Raw genomic sequence first — 15,777 nt, 5'->3', positions numbered from 1 at the left:
AGGAAGAGCATTATGTGGAATCTACTAAGGCGAAGTTTGAAACGAGGACGATTAAGTGAAAAACGGTTAGATCAAGATGCAGCTCATCTTCATTCCTTTCGGCAATCCTGGCATATTAGGCATCTGGATTGCGGTTCCTGCAACGGCTGTGATTGGGAAATGTCCGCCCTACTGAATCCTATCTATGATCTACAGCGGTTTGGCTTTGACTTTGTCGCCTCGCCCCGGCATGCAGATCTGCTTATGTGTACGGGTCCCATGTCCACCCAGTTGAACCAAGCAGCAAAAGCAACCAATGAAGCCACACCCCAGCCGAAATGGGTCATCGCTGTGGGCGATTGCGCCATCAATGGGGGTGTGTTTAAAGAAGGATATGCAGCAGGTAGCGGTGTAGGTCAAGCTCTAACAGTGGATATTGCAATACCAGGATGTCCGCCCTCTCCGGACGACATCCTCCGTGCTTTGCTTCAGCTCAACCGTAAGGACATGGCCCCATCGGTTTAAGTTCTTAATACTTTGTCCGTCAAGCTTGGACTATTTAGCCTCCTTCCTTCATAAATATTCTTTAGAAGGGAGGAGGCTTTTTATGTTGGATAAACTCACTAAAACTGTAGGGGAAGTGTTGGATTTCCCACCGGACGTTGCAGGAAAAGGGCCGCGCATTACAATCACTGGCCGCCAAGAAGTTTTTGTGGAGAACTATTTAGAAATCGTCGAGTTTACTGCAGAAGAGATTCTTTTAAATACAACAGAAGGTGTTTTAACCATTACTGGAAAAGAACTCGTGTTGAAGACGGTATTATCTAGTGAGTTGAGGATTGAAGGACAATTTATTTCCTTGTATTATGGGGGAGGGGACTCCAAATGATCGCAAAGCTTAGAGCGTTCCTGCAAGGAAGAGTGTTTTTTGTGGCCCGAGGCAAGGAGCTTGCCCGTTTCATGAACGAAAGTATACGCCAAGGCATCGTTTTTTATAGAACCCAGCGCTCAGAAAGGGGCTTAAGAGCCCAAATCAGAATCCAGGATTTTGCTCGGCTGAAGGGACCGGCGCGTCTGACGCATACTCGAGTGCATATCATAGCAAAATACGGATGGCCCTTCATCGCGGCGCGGTGGTGGCGGAGAAAGTTCCTCTTAGGCGGAATTTTGTTAATCGGCATAACTTTAGCCATTCTATCGCAGATGATTCTTTCGATATCCGTTTCCGGTAATACGACCATCTCCAGCGTAGAAATTTTTGATAGTGCGGAGAAACATGGTTTAAGGACTTGGACTTGGCAGGATTCTGTAGACTTGAGTAAGGTCTCTAAAACTCTTGTTGAAGAATTTCCAGATGCGGCTTGGATTGGGATTAGGCGTTATGGGACCCGCGTGGAAATTAAAGTGGTGCAAAAGATTCGTCCTCAGGTCCCTGGGGAAGCGGGTAATCTAGTGGCTAGTAAGGCGGGGTTAGTTCAGCAAGTCATGGTGATTCAAGGGACCCCTCTAATTCATGAAGGGGAAATTGTCAAACCGGGGCAAGTGCTCATTCAGGCTCCGGCAACAGTCGAAAATCTCAGTGCCACCCCCCGGACGGATCGTCAACTTCAACAAAAGGATTTTATTCCAGAAACCGTTCCGGCGGCTAAGGGTTTTGTGCGTGGGAGGGTTTGGTACAGCGCGGAGGCTACTGTTCCCTATCAAGAGGAACTGATTGAGGAGAGTGGAAAAGTTGCTAAGGGCTGGGGTATAAAATTTGGCACACGAGTCATAATGGTAACAATACCGGAATCTCCTTATCCGCTAGTTAATGAGGAAGTTCAATATCATGGGGTTGACCTATGGAGGAATTGGCGTCTTCCTGTCGAAATAGTATCTATTCACTATAAAGAGTTAGCAAAGCTTCAGGTTGAACGAACTGAAGTTGAAGCTCGTCAAGCGGCGGAGGAACGAGCGCGAACTGAGGTACATAAGGCCATTACCCCCGGAGCCCATGTTCTGGAGGAGAAGGTTCGTGTTCTGGAAAGCAACGATGGTGAGCGCGTACGTATTGAAGTGGAAGCGTACGAGGATTTAGCAGTATATCCACACAGTGGATAAATAAGGAGTTTCATGCACCAGGGGGCGAAAAATTGACGAAAGAATCAAAGCTGTATTTGCAAAATGCGACTGAAGCAATGAATTTACTTGGGCCCGAAGATGCTCATTTAAAATTATTGGAGGAACATCTCGGAGCACGTCTAGTGGTCCGGGGTGAAGAGATGAGCATCACCGGAAGTGCTGCAGAAGTTGAACGTATGGAAACCGTAGTGAAGGAATTGCTTGATATGGTCCGTCAAGGGCATCATCTGACGGCTGCTGGTGTTAGCTATGTCATATCCCAAGTGGAAGAAGGTCATGGTTTGGGAATGGCTAATGCCCTTGCGAAGGTGATTGCGACAACCCATCGAGGACGTCCGATTAAAGCTAAGACCTTGGGCCAGGCGAAATATCTTGAAGACTTAGAGAAGAATTCTATTGTCTTTGGGATTGGGCCGGCAGGCACAGGGAAGACCTATCTAGCGGTTGTGATGGCTGTTTTAGCTTTGCGAGCTAAAGAAGTCAACCGTATCGTCTTAACTCGTCCTGCGGTTGAAGCGGGTGAAAAGCTGGGTTTCCTGCCGGGAGATTTGCAAGAGAAAATCGATCCTTATTTGCGACCCCTCTACGATGCGCTTTATGATCTGCTCGGTCCGGAAACGACTCAACGCTATGTTGAAAAGGGAACCATTGAGATTGCCCCGTTGGCCTATATGCGCGGACGGACCCTCGATGACTCCTTCATGATTCTCGATGAGGCGCAGAATACAACTCCTGAGCAAATGAAAATGTTCCTGACCCGCATAGGGTATGGTTCCCATGCGGTGGTCACAGGAGATGTGACCCAAGTGGATTTACCCCGTGGTCATTACTCAGGCCTAAAGGAAGTTCAAAATATCCTTAAAGGTATACCGGATATAGCCTTCCACTATTTTACTGCTGCTGATGTAGTGCGCAATCCTCTCGTTCAAAAGATTATTCAAGCATACGAAAAGGCTGAAGAGAAATTGGGAACGGGTCAGTGAAAGAGGGATGCGTTTGAAAATTCGCGGTTTAGATTTCCTAAAACATTTTTCTAATATCAACACCACTTGGCGACAAATTGCTGCACTAGTGGTGTGTTTTCTGCTGTTCATAGGTATACTCTCTTCGGGACTTTTTATCTCTAAGCTGAACCTTGAGCTTGGAGACCCTAGTCCCCAGCTTGTGACAGCACCCTATGAAAAAAACATCGAGGATTTAGATGGATATTATGAGGATCAAGAGGCGGCGGCCAAAGCCGTGGAGCCTGTCTTTAAACCAGATGAAAGCCACCTTACAAGCATTGCTCGTGACTTGAGTACAGCTTTTATGGCTTTAGAGGAAGGGATCACGGGCAATGAGGATCAAGCTAGTCGCTTAAATACTATTCGCAAAATTGTTCCTTTTGATGCTTTGTCTCAGGATGTACTCTTGAGGCTTATGAGTACTTCTGCTGATCTTTTGGACGAAAAAGAACAGAGGGCGACAGAGATTATCAATGGTAATGCTCGCAATGATGAGTCGGGTGCCCGTAGCAAGGAGGAAACTTCAGCCCTTCGTCAGCAAATGAAGCGGGATATCGATAATGCTCCTTTTCCTGATGAGTACAAGCTTTTCCTTAGTGAATTTGTCGATGCGAAAATCACACAACCCACTTTGATTGAGGACAGTGAAACTACGGAAAGCTTAAGGCAGAATGCTCGAGCATCGGTCCGCCTGGATGTGCACCGCTATAAAGCTCAACAGAAGATTGTTGGACCGGGAGAGATTGTGGATGAGGAAATCATGCAAGTTCTCGCGGCCTACGGCTTAGTGGAAAACCGTTCGCCTTGGCGGTCGGTTGCCGGAATCGCGCTGATTGTGATTGCTAGTATGGGAACTCTGCTTTTCTATGCCTATCAATATCGAAGACAGGTTGATCGTTTAGCCAAAAAGTTAGTGCTGATTGCTTTGATGATGCTCTTGGTACTCGCCATGGGCAAGGGTGTCATCGCCTTGAATTTGGGGGAGGCCGAATATAGTGCTTTGGCCGGTATCTTAATTCCTGTGGCCTGGGCTACTATGACCATTGCCATTCTGGTGGATGTGGAAATTGCCTATTTTTCTGCTGCTATTTTGTCTGTGTTTGTAGGCTTATTGGCGGATCCGTCTATTTCAACGACCACAGGCTGGCAGATTTCTCTCGTTGCATTATTCGGAGGTTTAGTGGGAGTACACAGTGTATCCTTATTAAGCCAGAGAGTAGATCTAGCACGTGCGGGAATTTATATTGCGGCGGTCAACGTCATAACAGTCAGTGGTATTGCCATGGTTTCGGGAATGCGCATTGCTACTTGGCTAATCAGCGTAGGTCTTGGTCTTGTGAATGGGGTTTTCGCCTCAGTCCTTGCGGTTGGAACACTACATTGGTTTGAGTCAGGCTTCGGTATCACATCAGCCATTCGGCTATTAGAGCTTTCCAATCCGAACCGACCTTTGTTGAAGAGGCTGTTAATGGAGGCTCCGGGGACCTATCATCACAGCATATTGGTGGGTAATCTTGCTGAGGCTGCGGCGGAAGAGGTTCAAGCCAATGCTATCTTGGTTCGGGTGGGAGCCTTGTACCATGATATCGGTAAATTGAAACGACCCTATTTCTTTATTGAGAATCAATTTGCTCAAGATAACCCGCATGATAAGATTGCCCCGACTCTTAGTGCCTTGATTATCACTTCCCATCTTAAGGATGGTCTGGAGATGGCCAAGGAAGAAAAGCTACCCCAAGTTATTCAGGACATAATTGCCCAACATCATGGCGATAGTGTTGTGAGTTTTTTTTACCATAAAGCTTTGGAGGACAATGCGAGCATTCCTGAAGAAGCCTTTCATTATGAAGGTCCAAAGCCTCAGACGAAGGAGGCGGCCCTGGTACTTTTGGCGGATAGTGTAGAAGCAGCGGTTCGTGCTATGAAGCAACCTACGCCTGGACGTATTGAAGGTTTGGTCCGCAAGATTATTAAGGACAAGCTTAATGATGATCAGCTCAGCCAGTGTAATTTGACCTTTCAGGATTTGGATAAGATTGCTACATCCTTCGTTCGCATTCTGAGTGGTATTTTCCATTCCCGAGTAGAGTATCCTGAACTGCAGCCGAAACAAGAACTGGAATCAGCTATGCTGCTTGGGGAAGGGGAAGATACTGATGAGATTGATTTAGAGAGAACTGGTTCGGACAAAGCTGATTCTGAGACAGTCGACTCAGAGACAGCTCACTCAGAACAGACCGAAACGCCAGTAACAGATAATACGATAGCTCAAGATTCGTTTGACCAAGATGAGTCTGGCGCAAAGAATCATTCATAGTAGGCTTTGTCTGTTTAGCTTTTAGTGAGGATATCATGGTAACGGAAGGGGGTGAGGAGTCGCCTATGCGGCTCCGCACCAATGATTTTGGATATTAATTGGGAAGAAGACACCATCCTGTTGGAAGATCGTGAAAGACTTTTGGGGCTCCTGAAGCAAGGGATCGAAAAAGCTATCACCATGACCGGTGGTTCAGAGGAAGCTGAGGTAAGTCTTACTTTAGTAGACGATGTAAGAATCCATGAACTGAACCGCGACTATCGCGGGGTGGACCGACCAACGGATGTCTTATCCTTCGCATTGCAAGAAGAAGTGGATGAAGAACCGGATATCTTGGGTTATGAGGACGATCTGTTGGGGGATATTATCATTTCTGTAGAACGTGCTCGAGCTCAGGCTACGGAATATGGACACTCCTTTGAGCGGGAGTTGATATATTTAGCCGTTCATGGGACACTTCATCTCCAAGGCTATGACCATATGGAGGAAGAGGAACAAGCAGAAATGCGTAAACAAGAGGAAGCAATCATGGGTGAAATCGGTTTGGTGCGTTGAACAATGGGGTCAGGCCCCTTGATTAAAGCCGTTAGAAAGATGAAGGAAGATTTAATATGGGTCAGCATCATCAGAGGAATTCTGAGTGGGGAAGTTTTCGAAATGCTTTCCGAGGAATATTCTATAACGTAAAAACTCAGAAGCACTTTCGCATTCATCTCTTCGTCACAATAGTAGTCCTCTTGACGGCCTATTGGCTGGGGTTAGAACGTTGGGAATGGGCAATCTTATTCCTGACCATTAGCAGCGTGCTGACGGCGGAGGCTATTAATACAGCTGTGGAAATTACGGTGGATTTAGCAGAACCTAATGTTCACCCATTAGCTGGGTTGGCAAAGGATGTCGCTGCTGGGGCTGTACTGATCGCGGTCATTATGGCTGTTGGGGTGGGGATTCTATTATTCGGACCACCCTTAGCCAAGCTACTTGGTTTACTACTTTAAAGAAGCCTCGAAAAAAGCTCAAAAGCGTAGCTTTACGTATAGGAGAGAACCCATTGCAACGAAGGGTCGTATGGGCTACGAAAGTGTCCAGTGGACATTTTCGCCGAGGCGGATGCCACGATTAATGCTGACCTAAAGACCAAAGCAGACGAAAGGAGGCCCTATGGATTCAGTTCAGGAAATTTCCCAGGAACAAATAGAAACTTTAATACATGAGGCTCAAGAGGCCTATAAAAATGCCTACGTACCCTATTCGCACTACCCTGTAGGGGCTGCCACTCTCTGGGAATCGGGGAGAATTGTCTCCGGTTGCAATGTTGAGAATGCCAGTTTTGGGTTAACACTTTGTGCTGAGCGCAATGCAGTTTTTCATGCTACCTTTCATGGGGAGCGACGCCTGAAGGCGGTGGCTATTGCTGTACCCACCGATGCTTTCCCATCACCCTGTGGAGCTTGCCGTCAGGTATTACGAGAATTTTCTCGGGATTGTTTGGTTATTTTAGTCAATGAGAAGGGACAAACTAAATTCACTCGACTAAGTGTCTTGCTCCCTGATTCTTTTGGACCGGAATTCTTAGGTTAAGCTTAAAGCTTGACCTTTTAAAATACGCGTTGTTAGCTACATTCATGAAATAAGGAAGTGAGTAATTTGCTAGGTAGTAAACCTAATGAAGAATTTCGATCGGGATTTGTCACAGTCATAGGTCGCCCAAATGCTGGGAAATCCACCTTGCTTAATCAACTGCTTGGGCAAAAAATATTAATCATGTCCGATAAACCCCAGACCACAAGGAATAAGATACATTGCATATTAACCGAAGAACGGGGACAGGTTATCTTTCTCGACACACCGGGAATTCATAAACCGAAGCATAAGCTCGGAGAATTCATGGTCGATTCGGCCTTGGAATCGCTCCGGGAAGTGGACCTGATTCTTTACATGGTGGACGTTACGGCAGAATTCGGGCCGGGCGAGGAATATATATTAGAAAATCTTAAGCAAATTAAGACGCCATGCATTCTAGTGTTGAATAAGATCGATCTGATTGAGAAGGATAAACTATTAAAGAAAATCAAGGATTTTTCCGCCTTAAAGGATTTTCTAGCTATCATCCCTCTCTCTGCTAAAACAGGAGAAAATAAAGAAGAGCTTCTGAAGATTATTTTTAAGGAACTGCCGAAAGGGCCCATGTATTATCCAGAGGATGAAGTTACAGATCAGCCCGAGCGTTTTATTATGGCCGAGCTAGTGCGAGAAAAGGTGCTTCAGCTTACGCGAGATGAAGTTCCCCACTCGATTGCTGTTTTAGTGGAAAGCGTGGAGGAAAAGAAGACACTAGTTAAGGTTCGTGCAGTTATTGTGGTGGAACGCGACTCCCAAAAGGGGATTATTATTGGCCATGAGGGAAAAGTCCTTAAGGAAATCGGTAGTCTGGCTCGTCAAGATATTGAAAAACTGCTGGGCAGTAAAGTTTTCCTTGAACTATTTGTCAAAGTAGAGAAGGATTGGCGAAACCGAGGAAGAAGCCTTCGGGAATTCGGATACACTAATCGAAGCTAGAAAGGATGAGGATCATGAACCTTGCGGGAATGATTGATCACACCATTTTAAAACCGGATGCTACGGAAAAGGATATCGTCAATTTATGTCATGAAGCGAAGCAACATAAGTTCGCTACCGTGTGTATTAATCCGGCCTATATATGTACTGCTGCCAAGCTCTTGCATGGGAGTGGTGTGGGTGTAGCTACAGTCATCGGCTTTCCACTCGGTGCGACTATGACAGAGATCAAGGTCCAAGAGATCTTCGCCGCTAAAGCTCATGGAGCTCGGGAAGTGGATATAGTTATGAATATCGGTTGGGCCAAGTCAGGAAATTGGGAAGCAGTCGAGAAAGATATTTCCCGGGCTGTTGAGGCAGCCCATTGTTGTGGTGTTACTGTTAAAATCATCATTGAAACCATTTTGCTTGCGGAAGAAGAGAAGCAAAAAGCTGCTCAGATCGTCAAAGCATCTGGTGCAGAATATATTAAGACTTCCACGGGCTTTGCCGGTGGCGGTGCGACGGTAGAAGATGTTCGCAAGCTAAAAGCTTGGGTGGGTGAATCTGTGAAGGTAAAAGCTTCAGGGGGTATACGGTCCCGAGAGTTTGCGTTGCAGCTGGTAGAGGCTGGAGCGGACCGCCTAGGAACAAGTTCCGGGGTGCAATTGATTAAGGAATAAGAACAAGATTTTTACAAAGACTAAGAGGTGAGGATGTGGGTGTTTACCACGCCGATGCTCTGGTGATTCGAAGCCGAGAGTACGGGGAATCTGACCGTTTGCTCACTTTATTTTCCAGAGAGTACGGGAAAATCCAAGCCATTGCTAAGGGAGTCCGTAAGCCCAAAAGCCGCCAAAGAGCAGGTGCCCAGCTGTTTACCTATGCAGAATACTTAATACATAAGGGTAAAACACTAGACACAATCAATCAGGTCAGCCCCAAGGAGAGTTTTCCTCATTTGTGGACGGACTTAGATATGAGCATGGCGGCCACAGCCATGGCCGAGCTGCTGGATTTAGCCACGATTCCCGGGCAGCCCCATCCAGAACTGTTCACCCTTATTTTTTCCAGTCTATTCCTCGTGGAAACCTGTGACCCGGCTCTCGTTCAGAGTGCGTATACCTTGAAGCTTATGACCCAGCTCGGTTATCGCCCTCGCTTCATGGAATGTGCGGAGTGTGGGCAAAAGATTCAAGGAGAACGCCACCTTTTTAGTCCTGAATCAGGAGGGGTGGTTTGCCGGACCTGTCAAACTCAAGCCGGTACTTCAATCATAGGGCGATGGGTAAGTGGAGGAAGTCTAGGGCTGATGAGGCAACTTCTGAAAGGGGATTTGGAGAAAATCAGTCGGTTGCGTTGGAATGAGTGGATGAAGAAAGAAATTCTTGATACCTTACAGTTTTTTTGTGAACAAACCCTAGATAGACAATTAAAATCTTGGAGTATGGGGATCCGCTTGGTGAACGTGGGACAAAACCCAAGCGGAAAGGATGATCTAAATCATGAGCGAAGCGTTGTGGACCGAACTGGAGAAAATTGATGTTCTATGTGACCGCTTAAATCTTACTTACGAAGAAGCAAACCAAGCCTTAAAAAGGGCTCACGGGGATGTGATTCAGGCTTTAGCTGATTGTGAAAAAGAAATGGAGCTTGAAAACGGAAAAGTCGGCAAGTTGTGGAACGGTACTAAGCATCAGTTTAATCGGATGTGGCAAAGTCAGGTTAAAATCAAGCATAATCAACGCACAGTATTTAGTGTCTCTGCTCCTCTGGGCATTGCTATAGGCTATATGATCTGGAGGCGACCAGCTCTGCGTGTACTCGGACTGATGGGAGTAGCCGCAGCAGCTATGCAAAATTATGAAATGGAACTGGAATCGATGACGGAAGTGAAGGACTTTGAACCTCACTTTCAGGCAACTCACCCAATGACCTATGCTGAGGGAGAGCTCGGGCTCCAATAGAGATTATAAAGGGAAGGCTTTGGAGAAATAAAAATTCTCTGAAGCCTTCTTTTTTTGTGACTAAAAGTAAAGGAAAGTTCTTACTTTCTTTATTGTCAAAATAGTTTGACAATTTTTGTTTGACATGACACAATTGATGATAGATATTTTTCGCTTACTAAAATAAATAGAGGGGGAGAGTAGATGGAAGTAACTCGTCGTGGGTTTCTTAAAATTTCTGGGGCATCTTTAATTGCTTTGGCTTCTGGTCTTGGATTTGATCCACAAATAGCCCAAGCTCAAGGCTTTGCGCTCAGAATTGAAGGAACCACAAAGATTCCTAGCATCTGTCATTTCTGTTCCGGCGGATGCGGATTACTGCTTCACATCAAAGATGAGAAGATTGTTTATTTGGATGGAGATCCGGATAATCCGGTAAACTCCGGTGCCCTTTGTCCTAAAGGTGCTAGTCTAAGCCATATTGCCGAAGACAGCAACCGTGTCCTTAAGCCGAGATACAGAGCACCCGGAGCGAGTGATTGGCAAGAGATTTCCTGGGATGATGCCATCAATAAGATTGCCTCAAAAATCAAGGAAGTTCGTGACACCACCTGGGTGGCTACTGAAGAAATTGGTGGTAAAACTTATGAAGTGAATCGCGCTGACGGCATTGCTGTCCTAGGTTCAGCAGAAGTCGATAACGAAGAATCCTACCTCATTAAAAAACTATCCGAGTTGATCGGAACACCCTATAACGAACATCAGGCCCGGATATGACACGCTCCCACGGTGGCAAGTTTGTCACCTTCATTTGGTCGCGGAGCCATGACCAACTCATGGACGGATATGCAAAACACAAAATGCTTCCTGATTGCGGGTAGTAATTGCGCTGAAAACCATCCCATAGCTATGCGCTGGATCAACAAGGCAAAAGAAAACGGTGCTAAGGTAATTGTGGTCGATCCACGGTTTACTCGTACCGCTTCACAAGCCGATATCTTCGCTCAGGTTCGACCTGGTGCTGATATTGCTTATTTAGGCGCAATCATTAAATACATCATCGATAACAAGCTTTACGATGAGGACTATATCCTTAACTTCACGAATGCACAATATAAAATTAGCAAGGACTTCAAGTTTGAGGAGGGTCTATTTTCTGGCTTCGATGCGGAGACCAAAAAATATAAATTTGATAGCTGGGCTTACCAACTCGATGATGAGAACAAGCCGGCTATAGCTGAAAGCTTAGAGGATCCGGATACTGTCTTTAGCAAAATGAAGGAGCATTTCTCCCGCTATACCCTAGAAACTGCTGCGGATATAAGTGGTATTCCAGCTGAAAAAATTAAGGAAATAGCCGATACATTCTGTAACACCAGACCGGGTAGTATCCTCTATGCGCTGGGCATGACCCAACATACTACCGGCGTTCAGGGCATACGATGCTATGCGATTATCCAGCTGCTTCTGGGCAATGTAGGCAAAGCCGGTAGCGGGATCCAGGCTCTTCGTGGTGAACCCAATGTTCAGGGCTCTACCGATATGGCCAATCTATTTGCTAATTTACCAGGCTATCTGCCGGCTCCGATTCATACGGATAAAGATCTTCGTAGTTATTTGGTCCGCAGTGGTTCTTTCTTTGAGAAACATATTGTTGCTCAATTGAAGGCTTGGTTTGGTGATAAAGCAACTAAGGATAATGATTATTGCTTCGATTACCTGCCTAGATACAACTCAACCAAAAACTACAGCATGTTAAAGCTCTGGGAATATATGAATGGGGATCAATTTAAGATTTTACTCAACTTTGGATCGAACTCCATGGTATCTATCCCCAACCGACAAATCGTGCGTGAAGGCCTGGCTAAGCTAGATATGCTGGTCGTGGCCGATCTTTACGAGATCGAAACCGCACAATTCTGGCGAGAAAAAGATCCGACCACTGGCGAGCCCCTCGTCGATCCGTCAAAGATTAACACGGAAGTTATAATGCTCCCTGCTGCTTTTGTTTACGAAAAAGGGGGCACCTTATCTAACTCAGGTCGTTGGATTCAGTGGAAAGATGCTGCGTTGAAGCCTCTGGGCGAATCCAAGCCGGATTTGGATATGCTGGATCTCATCTATCGCAAGCTCAAAGATCTCTACGCCGGTAGCACGGATCCCAAAGATGCCCCGATTCTTAATGCTCGCTGGGATTATGGGCAACATCCGGACCCGCTGAAAGTTCTCCAGGAAATCAGTGGTTATGATGAAACAACCGGTAAATTGTTGCCGACGATAGGGGACTACCTTAAAGCCCCTATCGGAACAGCCTCATCAGGCTGTTGGATTTATGCCGGCGCTACAGGTAATGGCAATCTCACTGCTCGACGTAATAACGAGGATCCTTCGGGGCTCGGTCTTTACCGGAATTGGAGCTTCTCTTGGCCTGGTAATATCCGCATCCTCTATAATCGTGCCTCCTGTGATATGAACGGTAAGCCTCTTGATGACAAGCTCAAGCTGATTTGGTGGGATGCTGCCAAGAATTCTTGGGAAGGAAACGACGGTGCCGATGTTCCTGATAAGACCAAAGGACCGGATACACCGCAGGGAAAACTTTCTTTCCGTATGAATCCAGAAGGAGTAGGTCGTCTCTTCGCCGCTAAGTATTTTAGTGGAATTCCTGCAACTCCCCCTGCTGACGGACTGCCACCCATTGGGGTACGGATTGCCGGTCAATGCAATGATGGTCCGCTGCCTGAATTTTATGAGCCCGTCGAAAGCCCGACGGAAAATGCGCTACACAAGAATGTGAATTCCAATCCCACGGTTTCAATCCCTAACTATCTACCCGGGATCACGAACCATGGGACAAAGGAAGATTTTCCTTACGTATTAACAACTTATGGTATGGTCGAACATTTCTGCGCCGGAGGTATCACTAGAAATATCCCTATGCTCAACGAGTTGATGCCGCAGCCCTTTGCTGAGATCAGCAAAAATTTGGCTCGGAAAATTGGTGTTAAAGAGGGCGACATGGTAGAAGTATCTTCTGCTCGGGGTAAAGTCCAGGTGGTTGCCTTGGTAACGGACAGAATTCAGACCTTAAAAATCAACGGTCAGGATTCCGAGACCATTGGTATGCCCTGGAGCTGGGGCTTCGCGTCTCTCAGTCCCGGACCAAGCACTAACAACCTCACAATTAGTGCTATTGACCCGACGGCAGGCACACCAGAATATAAGTGCTGTCTAGTCAACATAAGGAGGGCGTAGGCGATGAGTAAAAAAATGATTTTAGTCGACACCTCCAAATGTACCGGCTGTAAAGCCTGTTCTGCAGCTTGCAAAGAATGGAATGAGTTACCGGCGGTTAAAACGACTTTGGTTAAAAGTTACCAGTCTACGAAGGACTTGGATCCCAACACTTACACCTATGTTGCTTTTGATGAAAAGTATGAAAATAACAAAATGCTTTGGATGATGCGGAAAGCCCAATGCTTTCATTGTGCTGATGCTGCTTGTCTAAAGGCTTGCACTTCCGAAGCCATCTCCAAAACCGAGACGGGATTTACGATCATCGACAAAGACAAATGCATTGGCTGTGGCTATTGTGTAACGAACTGCCCCTTTGACATTCCCAGGGTTGATCAGAGTACTAAAAAAGCGACGAAGTGCACCGGTTGTTGGGAACGGGTGGAAAATGGTTTGGAACCAGCTTGCGTTGCCATCTGTCAGCCAGGAACCCTTACCGTTGGTGATGACTCTGAGATGATGCCAAAAGCTGAACAGCGTCTGGCTGAGCTCAAAACAAACTATCCCAAGGCGAATCTCTACGGCAAAGATGTTGTCGGCGGAACACTCTATAAGTATATTCTGCTCGATACTCCGGAATCTTATGGTTTACCGGCCAACCCTACGGTACCCTTTACCCTGACCCTATGGAAAGATATCGCTCGCCCGCTGGGTGCGATTGCTTGCGGTGGTGCGGCTGCAGCAGTTCTTGTTGGAACTTTAGTCAATGTGGCTAAAGGCAATTACAGCAAGGAACATTTTGTTGATGATGACCACCAAGGGAAAGGAGGGGCAGTATAATGGCAGAGAATTTAAAGCAAGTCCCTGAAGGAAAAGTTCTTAGATTCACCGGAGGAGAACGGTTGAGCCACTGGGTTCATGCTTTTTCCTACTTGATTCTCCTCTTTACAGGTCTAGCTGTTATGTCAGTGACTTTCCGACCGGTCATGGCGATCGTGGGTGGCATTGACAATGCACGAATCATCCACCGTGTTTTTGCGATAGTCTTTGTGGTCATTGTAGGACTGCTGTTCTTCATCGGTGAACGAAAGCATCACTGGTCCTGGTTACGTTCTGTATTTGTCTGGACGAAAGCCGATGCGATGCATGTGAAGGCTTTTGCTGTTGAGTTTTTTGGTGGCCATGGCAATTACCCTCCTCAAGCAAAGTATAACGGAGGGGAAAAAATCAACTCTCTAATCACCATCTTCGGTACAGTCTTTATAACTCTAAGTGGGGTTATTATGTGGTTCCCCCAATATTTCCCCATCGGACTGGTGCGATTTGCCTACCCCATTCATGATTTGTCCATGATCTTTATGACAGCGGCCTTGATTGGGCATATGTACCTTTCGCTATTGCACCCAGAATCACGGGTCGCCTTGCAGGGGATGGTAAAGGGTCATGTTCCCGAATCCTTTGCTAAGACCCATCATGGGGCTTGGTATGAGGAGATTCAAAAGCAAGAGAAATCCTAATTGTTCTGTGGTATTATTAAGTCTGTTGCAGGCCCTGAAGAAATTCCATGCTCAGGGTTTGCAGCAGACTTCCTTTAACGCATTATTGAGTGATTTTATGACGCATCTGAGAACTATTGACGTCGCATCTCTGCGAAGTCAGGTTTTCTGTAAGGAGGGTGAATTGTGCAGACGAACATTTTGAATAATGAGCTGAATGAACTGCATTTATCAGCAGTTAGGGAGAATTATCTAAAATTACAAGCAGAAATACAGCTTTGGCAAGAAAGTCAGGCTCCAGAGGTGGTGGCAGGAGTCCAGCTTGCCCAGACCTCGCCATATTTTACTTTGGATAGTTTACCCGAAGATAGCATCGTTGAGTTGTGGCAAAGGCTCAATCAAGTTGCAGGTGAGCCCCAGGAAGCTGCTGTTTTGCGCATACTCCTACACAAGTTCAAGGATGGGGAGACTTTGGAGGATGCTAATGCCGCTCGGCTGCAGTTAGCTCTCGCGGGTATTGCCCAGCTGATTTGTCAAACGAGCATTAATACCCCCAGCGAGGAAAACCAGTCGTTTGGAACTTGCCCAGTCTGCGGAGAAAAGCATTTTATGACCGTTTTGGCACGACCCTTAGGCAAACGCTACCAGAAATGTCTGGTCTGCAGCTATCAAAGACCTGTCGGTGCTTCCGGTTGCGCAAGCTGTGGCAGTGAGGATGCCAAAAAGCAGACCTATCTTAAATCTGAAAAATACCCTGGCATCGAGATTGGTGTTTGCTCTGATTGTGGTTCATATTTTAAACAGGTAGATTTGCGAGAATTGAACACCCAAGATTTGGTTTGGGAAGACATCCGCACGATGCCTCTCAATTATGCAGCAGAACAATGGCTAGCCGGACAAAAAGGGTGGAACTAATAAAAACAATTAGTAGAGCTAATAATATAATTATTTGAAAATTATATTAGATATGGTATAACTATTATTGGGGATGGATGGATCCCGGTGGGTTCCGCGGACTTCAAATCCGTTGTCGGGTGGGTGATCCGGCCGAGGTAGGTTCGACTCCTACACATTCCCGCCAACAAACATGGTAATGATTGCGATGGGCATGAGCAAGCGGCTGAGGCTGCGGAATTCATGTC

Annotated in this window: 16 protein-coding genes and 1 tRNA gene; all 17 read left to right on the top strand. The window is 46.3% G+C overall.

Annotated features, from left to right (window positions below; all coding sequences use genetic code 11):
- The first annotated feature begins 12 nt into the window (after positions 1-12).
- Positions 13-504, top strand: coding sequence for an NADH-quinone oxidoreductase subunit B family protein (locus DESDI_RS14485; RefSeq protein WP_015263363.1), 492 nt, complete (start codon positions 13-15; stop codon positions 502-504).
- Positions 505-586: 82 nt separating this feature from the next.
- Positions 587-868, top strand: coding sequence for a YabP/YqfC family sporulation protein (locus DESDI_RS14480; protein ID WP_015263362.1), 282 nt, complete (start codon positions 587-589; stop codon positions 866-868).
- Complete coding sequence (gene yqfD / locus DESDI_RS14475; protein ID WP_015263361.1) at positions 865-2,079, top strand: sporulation protein YqfD; 1,215 nt, start codon at positions 865-867, stop codon at positions 2,077-2,079. The genes DESDI_RS14480 and yqfD overlap by 4 nt, the downstream gene beginning before the upstream one ends.
- A 32-nt stretch (positions 2,080-2,111) precedes the next feature.
- Positions 2,112-3,083, top strand: coding sequence for a PhoH family protein (locus DESDI_RS14470; RefSeq protein ID WP_015263360.1), 972 nt, complete (start codon positions 2,112-2,114; stop codon positions 3,081-3,083).
- A gap of 13 nt (positions 3,084-3,096) precedes the next feature.
- Complete coding sequence (locus DESDI_RS14465) at positions 3,097-5,421, top strand: HD family phosphohydrolase (protein WP_015263359.1); 2,325 nt, start codon at positions 3,097-3,099, stop codon at positions 5,419-5,421.
- Positions 5,422-5,502: 81 nt separating this feature from the next.
- Positions 5,503-5,976, top strand: a complete 474-nt coding sequence (ybeY, locus tag DESDI_RS14460) for an rRNA maturation RNase YbeY (protein ID WP_041219518.1) — start codon at positions 5,503-5,505, stop codon at positions 5,974-5,976.
- Positions 5,977-6,032: 56 nt separating this feature from the next.
- Entirely contained in the window at positions 6,033-6,419 is a 387-nt protein-coding gene (locus tag DESDI_RS14455; RefSeq protein WP_015263357.1) for a diacylglycerol kinase family protein, read from the top strand.
- A 163-nt stretch (positions 6,420-6,582) separates the two neighbouring features.
- Positions 6,583-7,002, top strand: coding sequence for a cytidine deaminase (locus DESDI_RS14450; protein ID WP_015263356.1), 420 nt, complete (start codon positions 6,583-6,585; stop codon positions 7,000-7,002).
- A gap of 66 nt (positions 7,003-7,068) precedes the next feature.
- Positions 7,069-7,980 (top strand): GTPase Era, encoded by a 912-nt coding sequence (gene era, locus DESDI_RS14445; protein ID WP_015263355.1) that lies wholly within the window; start codon positions 7,069-7,071, stop codon positions 7,978-7,980.
- A gap of 5 nt (positions 7,981-7,985) precedes the next feature.
- Positions 7,986-8,642: a deoxyribose-phosphate aldolase gene (gene deoC / locus DESDI_RS14440; RefSeq protein ID WP_172635909.1), complete on the top strand. Its 657-nt coding sequence runs from the start codon at positions 7,986-7,988 to the stop codon at positions 8,640-8,642.
- 35 nt (positions 8,643-8,677) lie between these two features.
- On the top strand, positions 8,678-9,502 hold the full coding sequence (recO, locus tag DESDI_RS14435) for a DNA repair protein RecO (RefSeq protein WP_015263353.1): 825 nt from the start codon (positions 8,678-8,680) through the stop codon (positions 9,500-9,502).
- The gene (locus DESDI_RS14430; RefSeq protein ID WP_015263352.1) at positions 9,465-9,926 is read left to right on the top strand and encodes a DUF4342 domain-containing protein; all 462 of its coding nucleotides are present in this window, start codon (positions 9,465-9,467) and stop codon (positions 9,924-9,926) included. Before recO ends, DESDI_RS14430 begins: the two co-directional genes overlap by 38 nt.
- A gap of 183 nt (positions 9,927-10,109) precedes the next feature.
- Positions 10,110-13,160 carry a formate dehydrogenase-N subunit alpha gene (fdnG, locus tag DESDI_RS14420; RefSeq protein ID WP_015263351.1) on the top strand — a complete coding sequence of 1,017 codons (3,051 nt, stop codon included), beginning with the start codon at positions 10,110-10,112 and terminating at the stop codon, positions 13,158-13,160.
- Between the two features lie 3 nt (positions 13,161-13,163).
- Positions 13,164-13,979, top strand: a complete 816-nt coding sequence (locus tag DESDI_RS14415) for a 4Fe-4S dicluster domain-containing protein (protein ID WP_015263350.1) — start codon at positions 13,164-13,166, stop codon at positions 13,977-13,979.
- A complete protein-coding gene (locus DESDI_RS14410; protein WP_015263349.1) occupies positions 13,979-14,656 on the top strand; it encodes a formate dehydrogenase subunit gamma in 678 nt (225 codons plus the stop codon). Before DESDI_RS14415 ends, DESDI_RS14410 begins: the two co-directional genes overlap by 1 nt.
- A 165-nt stretch (positions 14,657-14,821) precedes the next feature.
- Positions 14,822-15,550 (top strand): formate dehydrogenase accessory protein FdhE domain-containing protein, encoded by a 729-nt coding sequence (locus DESDI_RS14405; protein WP_015263348.1) that lies wholly within the window; start codon positions 14,822-14,824, stop codon positions 15,548-15,550.
- 69 nt (positions 15,551-15,619) lie between these two features.
- Positions 15,620-15,716, top strand: a tRNA-Sec gene (locus DESDI_RS17935).
- The last annotated feature ends 61 nt before the right edge of the window (positions 15,717-15,777 follow it).

It is taken from the genome of Desulfitobacterium dichloroeliminans LMG P-21439 (genome assembly GCF_000243135.2).
Lineage (GTDB): Bacteria > Bacillota > Desulfitobacteriia > Desulfitobacteriales > Desulfitobacteriaceae > Desulfitobacterium > Desulfitobacterium dichloroeliminans.
This window is presented reverse-complemented; position numbering and strand designations above follow the sequence as displayed.

What these genes read in the sequence shown, in the direction of transcription:
- DESDI_RS14485 (WP_015263363.1), top strand. Translation starts at nt 13, where the DNA reads ATGTGGAATCTACTAAGGCGAAGTTTGAAACGAGGACGATTAAGTGAA.
- DESDI_RS14480 (WP_015263362.1), top strand. Translation starts at nt 587, where the DNA reads ATGTTGGATAAACTCACTAAAACTGTAGGGGAAGTGTTGGATTTCCCA.
- yqfD (WP_015263361.1), top strand. Translation starts at nt 865, where the DNA reads ATGATCGCAAAGCTTAGAGCGTTCCTGCAAGGAAGAGTGTTTTTTGTG.
- ybeY (WP_041219518.1), top strand. Translation starts at nt 5,503, where the DNA reads ATGATTTTGGATATTAATTGGGAAGAAGACACCATCCTGTTGGAAGAT.
- DESDI_RS14455 (WP_015263357.1), top strand. Translation starts at nt 6,033, where the DNA reads ATGGGTCAGCATCATCAGAGGAATTCTGAGTGGGGAAGTTTTCGAAAT.
- DESDI_RS14450 (WP_015263356.1), top strand. Translation starts at nt 6,583, where the DNA reads ATGGATTCAGTTCAGGAAATTTCCCAGGAACAAATAGAAACTTTAATA.
- deoC (WP_172635909.1), top strand. Translation starts at nt 7,986, where the DNA reads ATGAGGATCATGAACCTTGCGGGAATGATTGATCACACCATTTTAAAA.
- DESDI_RS14430 (WP_015263352.1), top strand. Translation starts at nt 9,465, where the DNA reads ATGAGCGAAGCGTTGTGGACCGAACTGGAGAAAATTGATGTTCTATGT.
- DESDI_RS14415 (WP_015263350.1), top strand. Translation starts at nt 13,164, where the DNA reads ATGAGTAAAAAAATGATTTTAGTCGACACCTCCAAATGTACCGGCTGT.
- DESDI_RS14410 (WP_015263349.1), top strand. Translation starts at nt 13,979, where the DNA reads ATGGCAGAGAATTTAAAGCAAGTCCCTGAAGGAAAAGTTCTTAGATTC.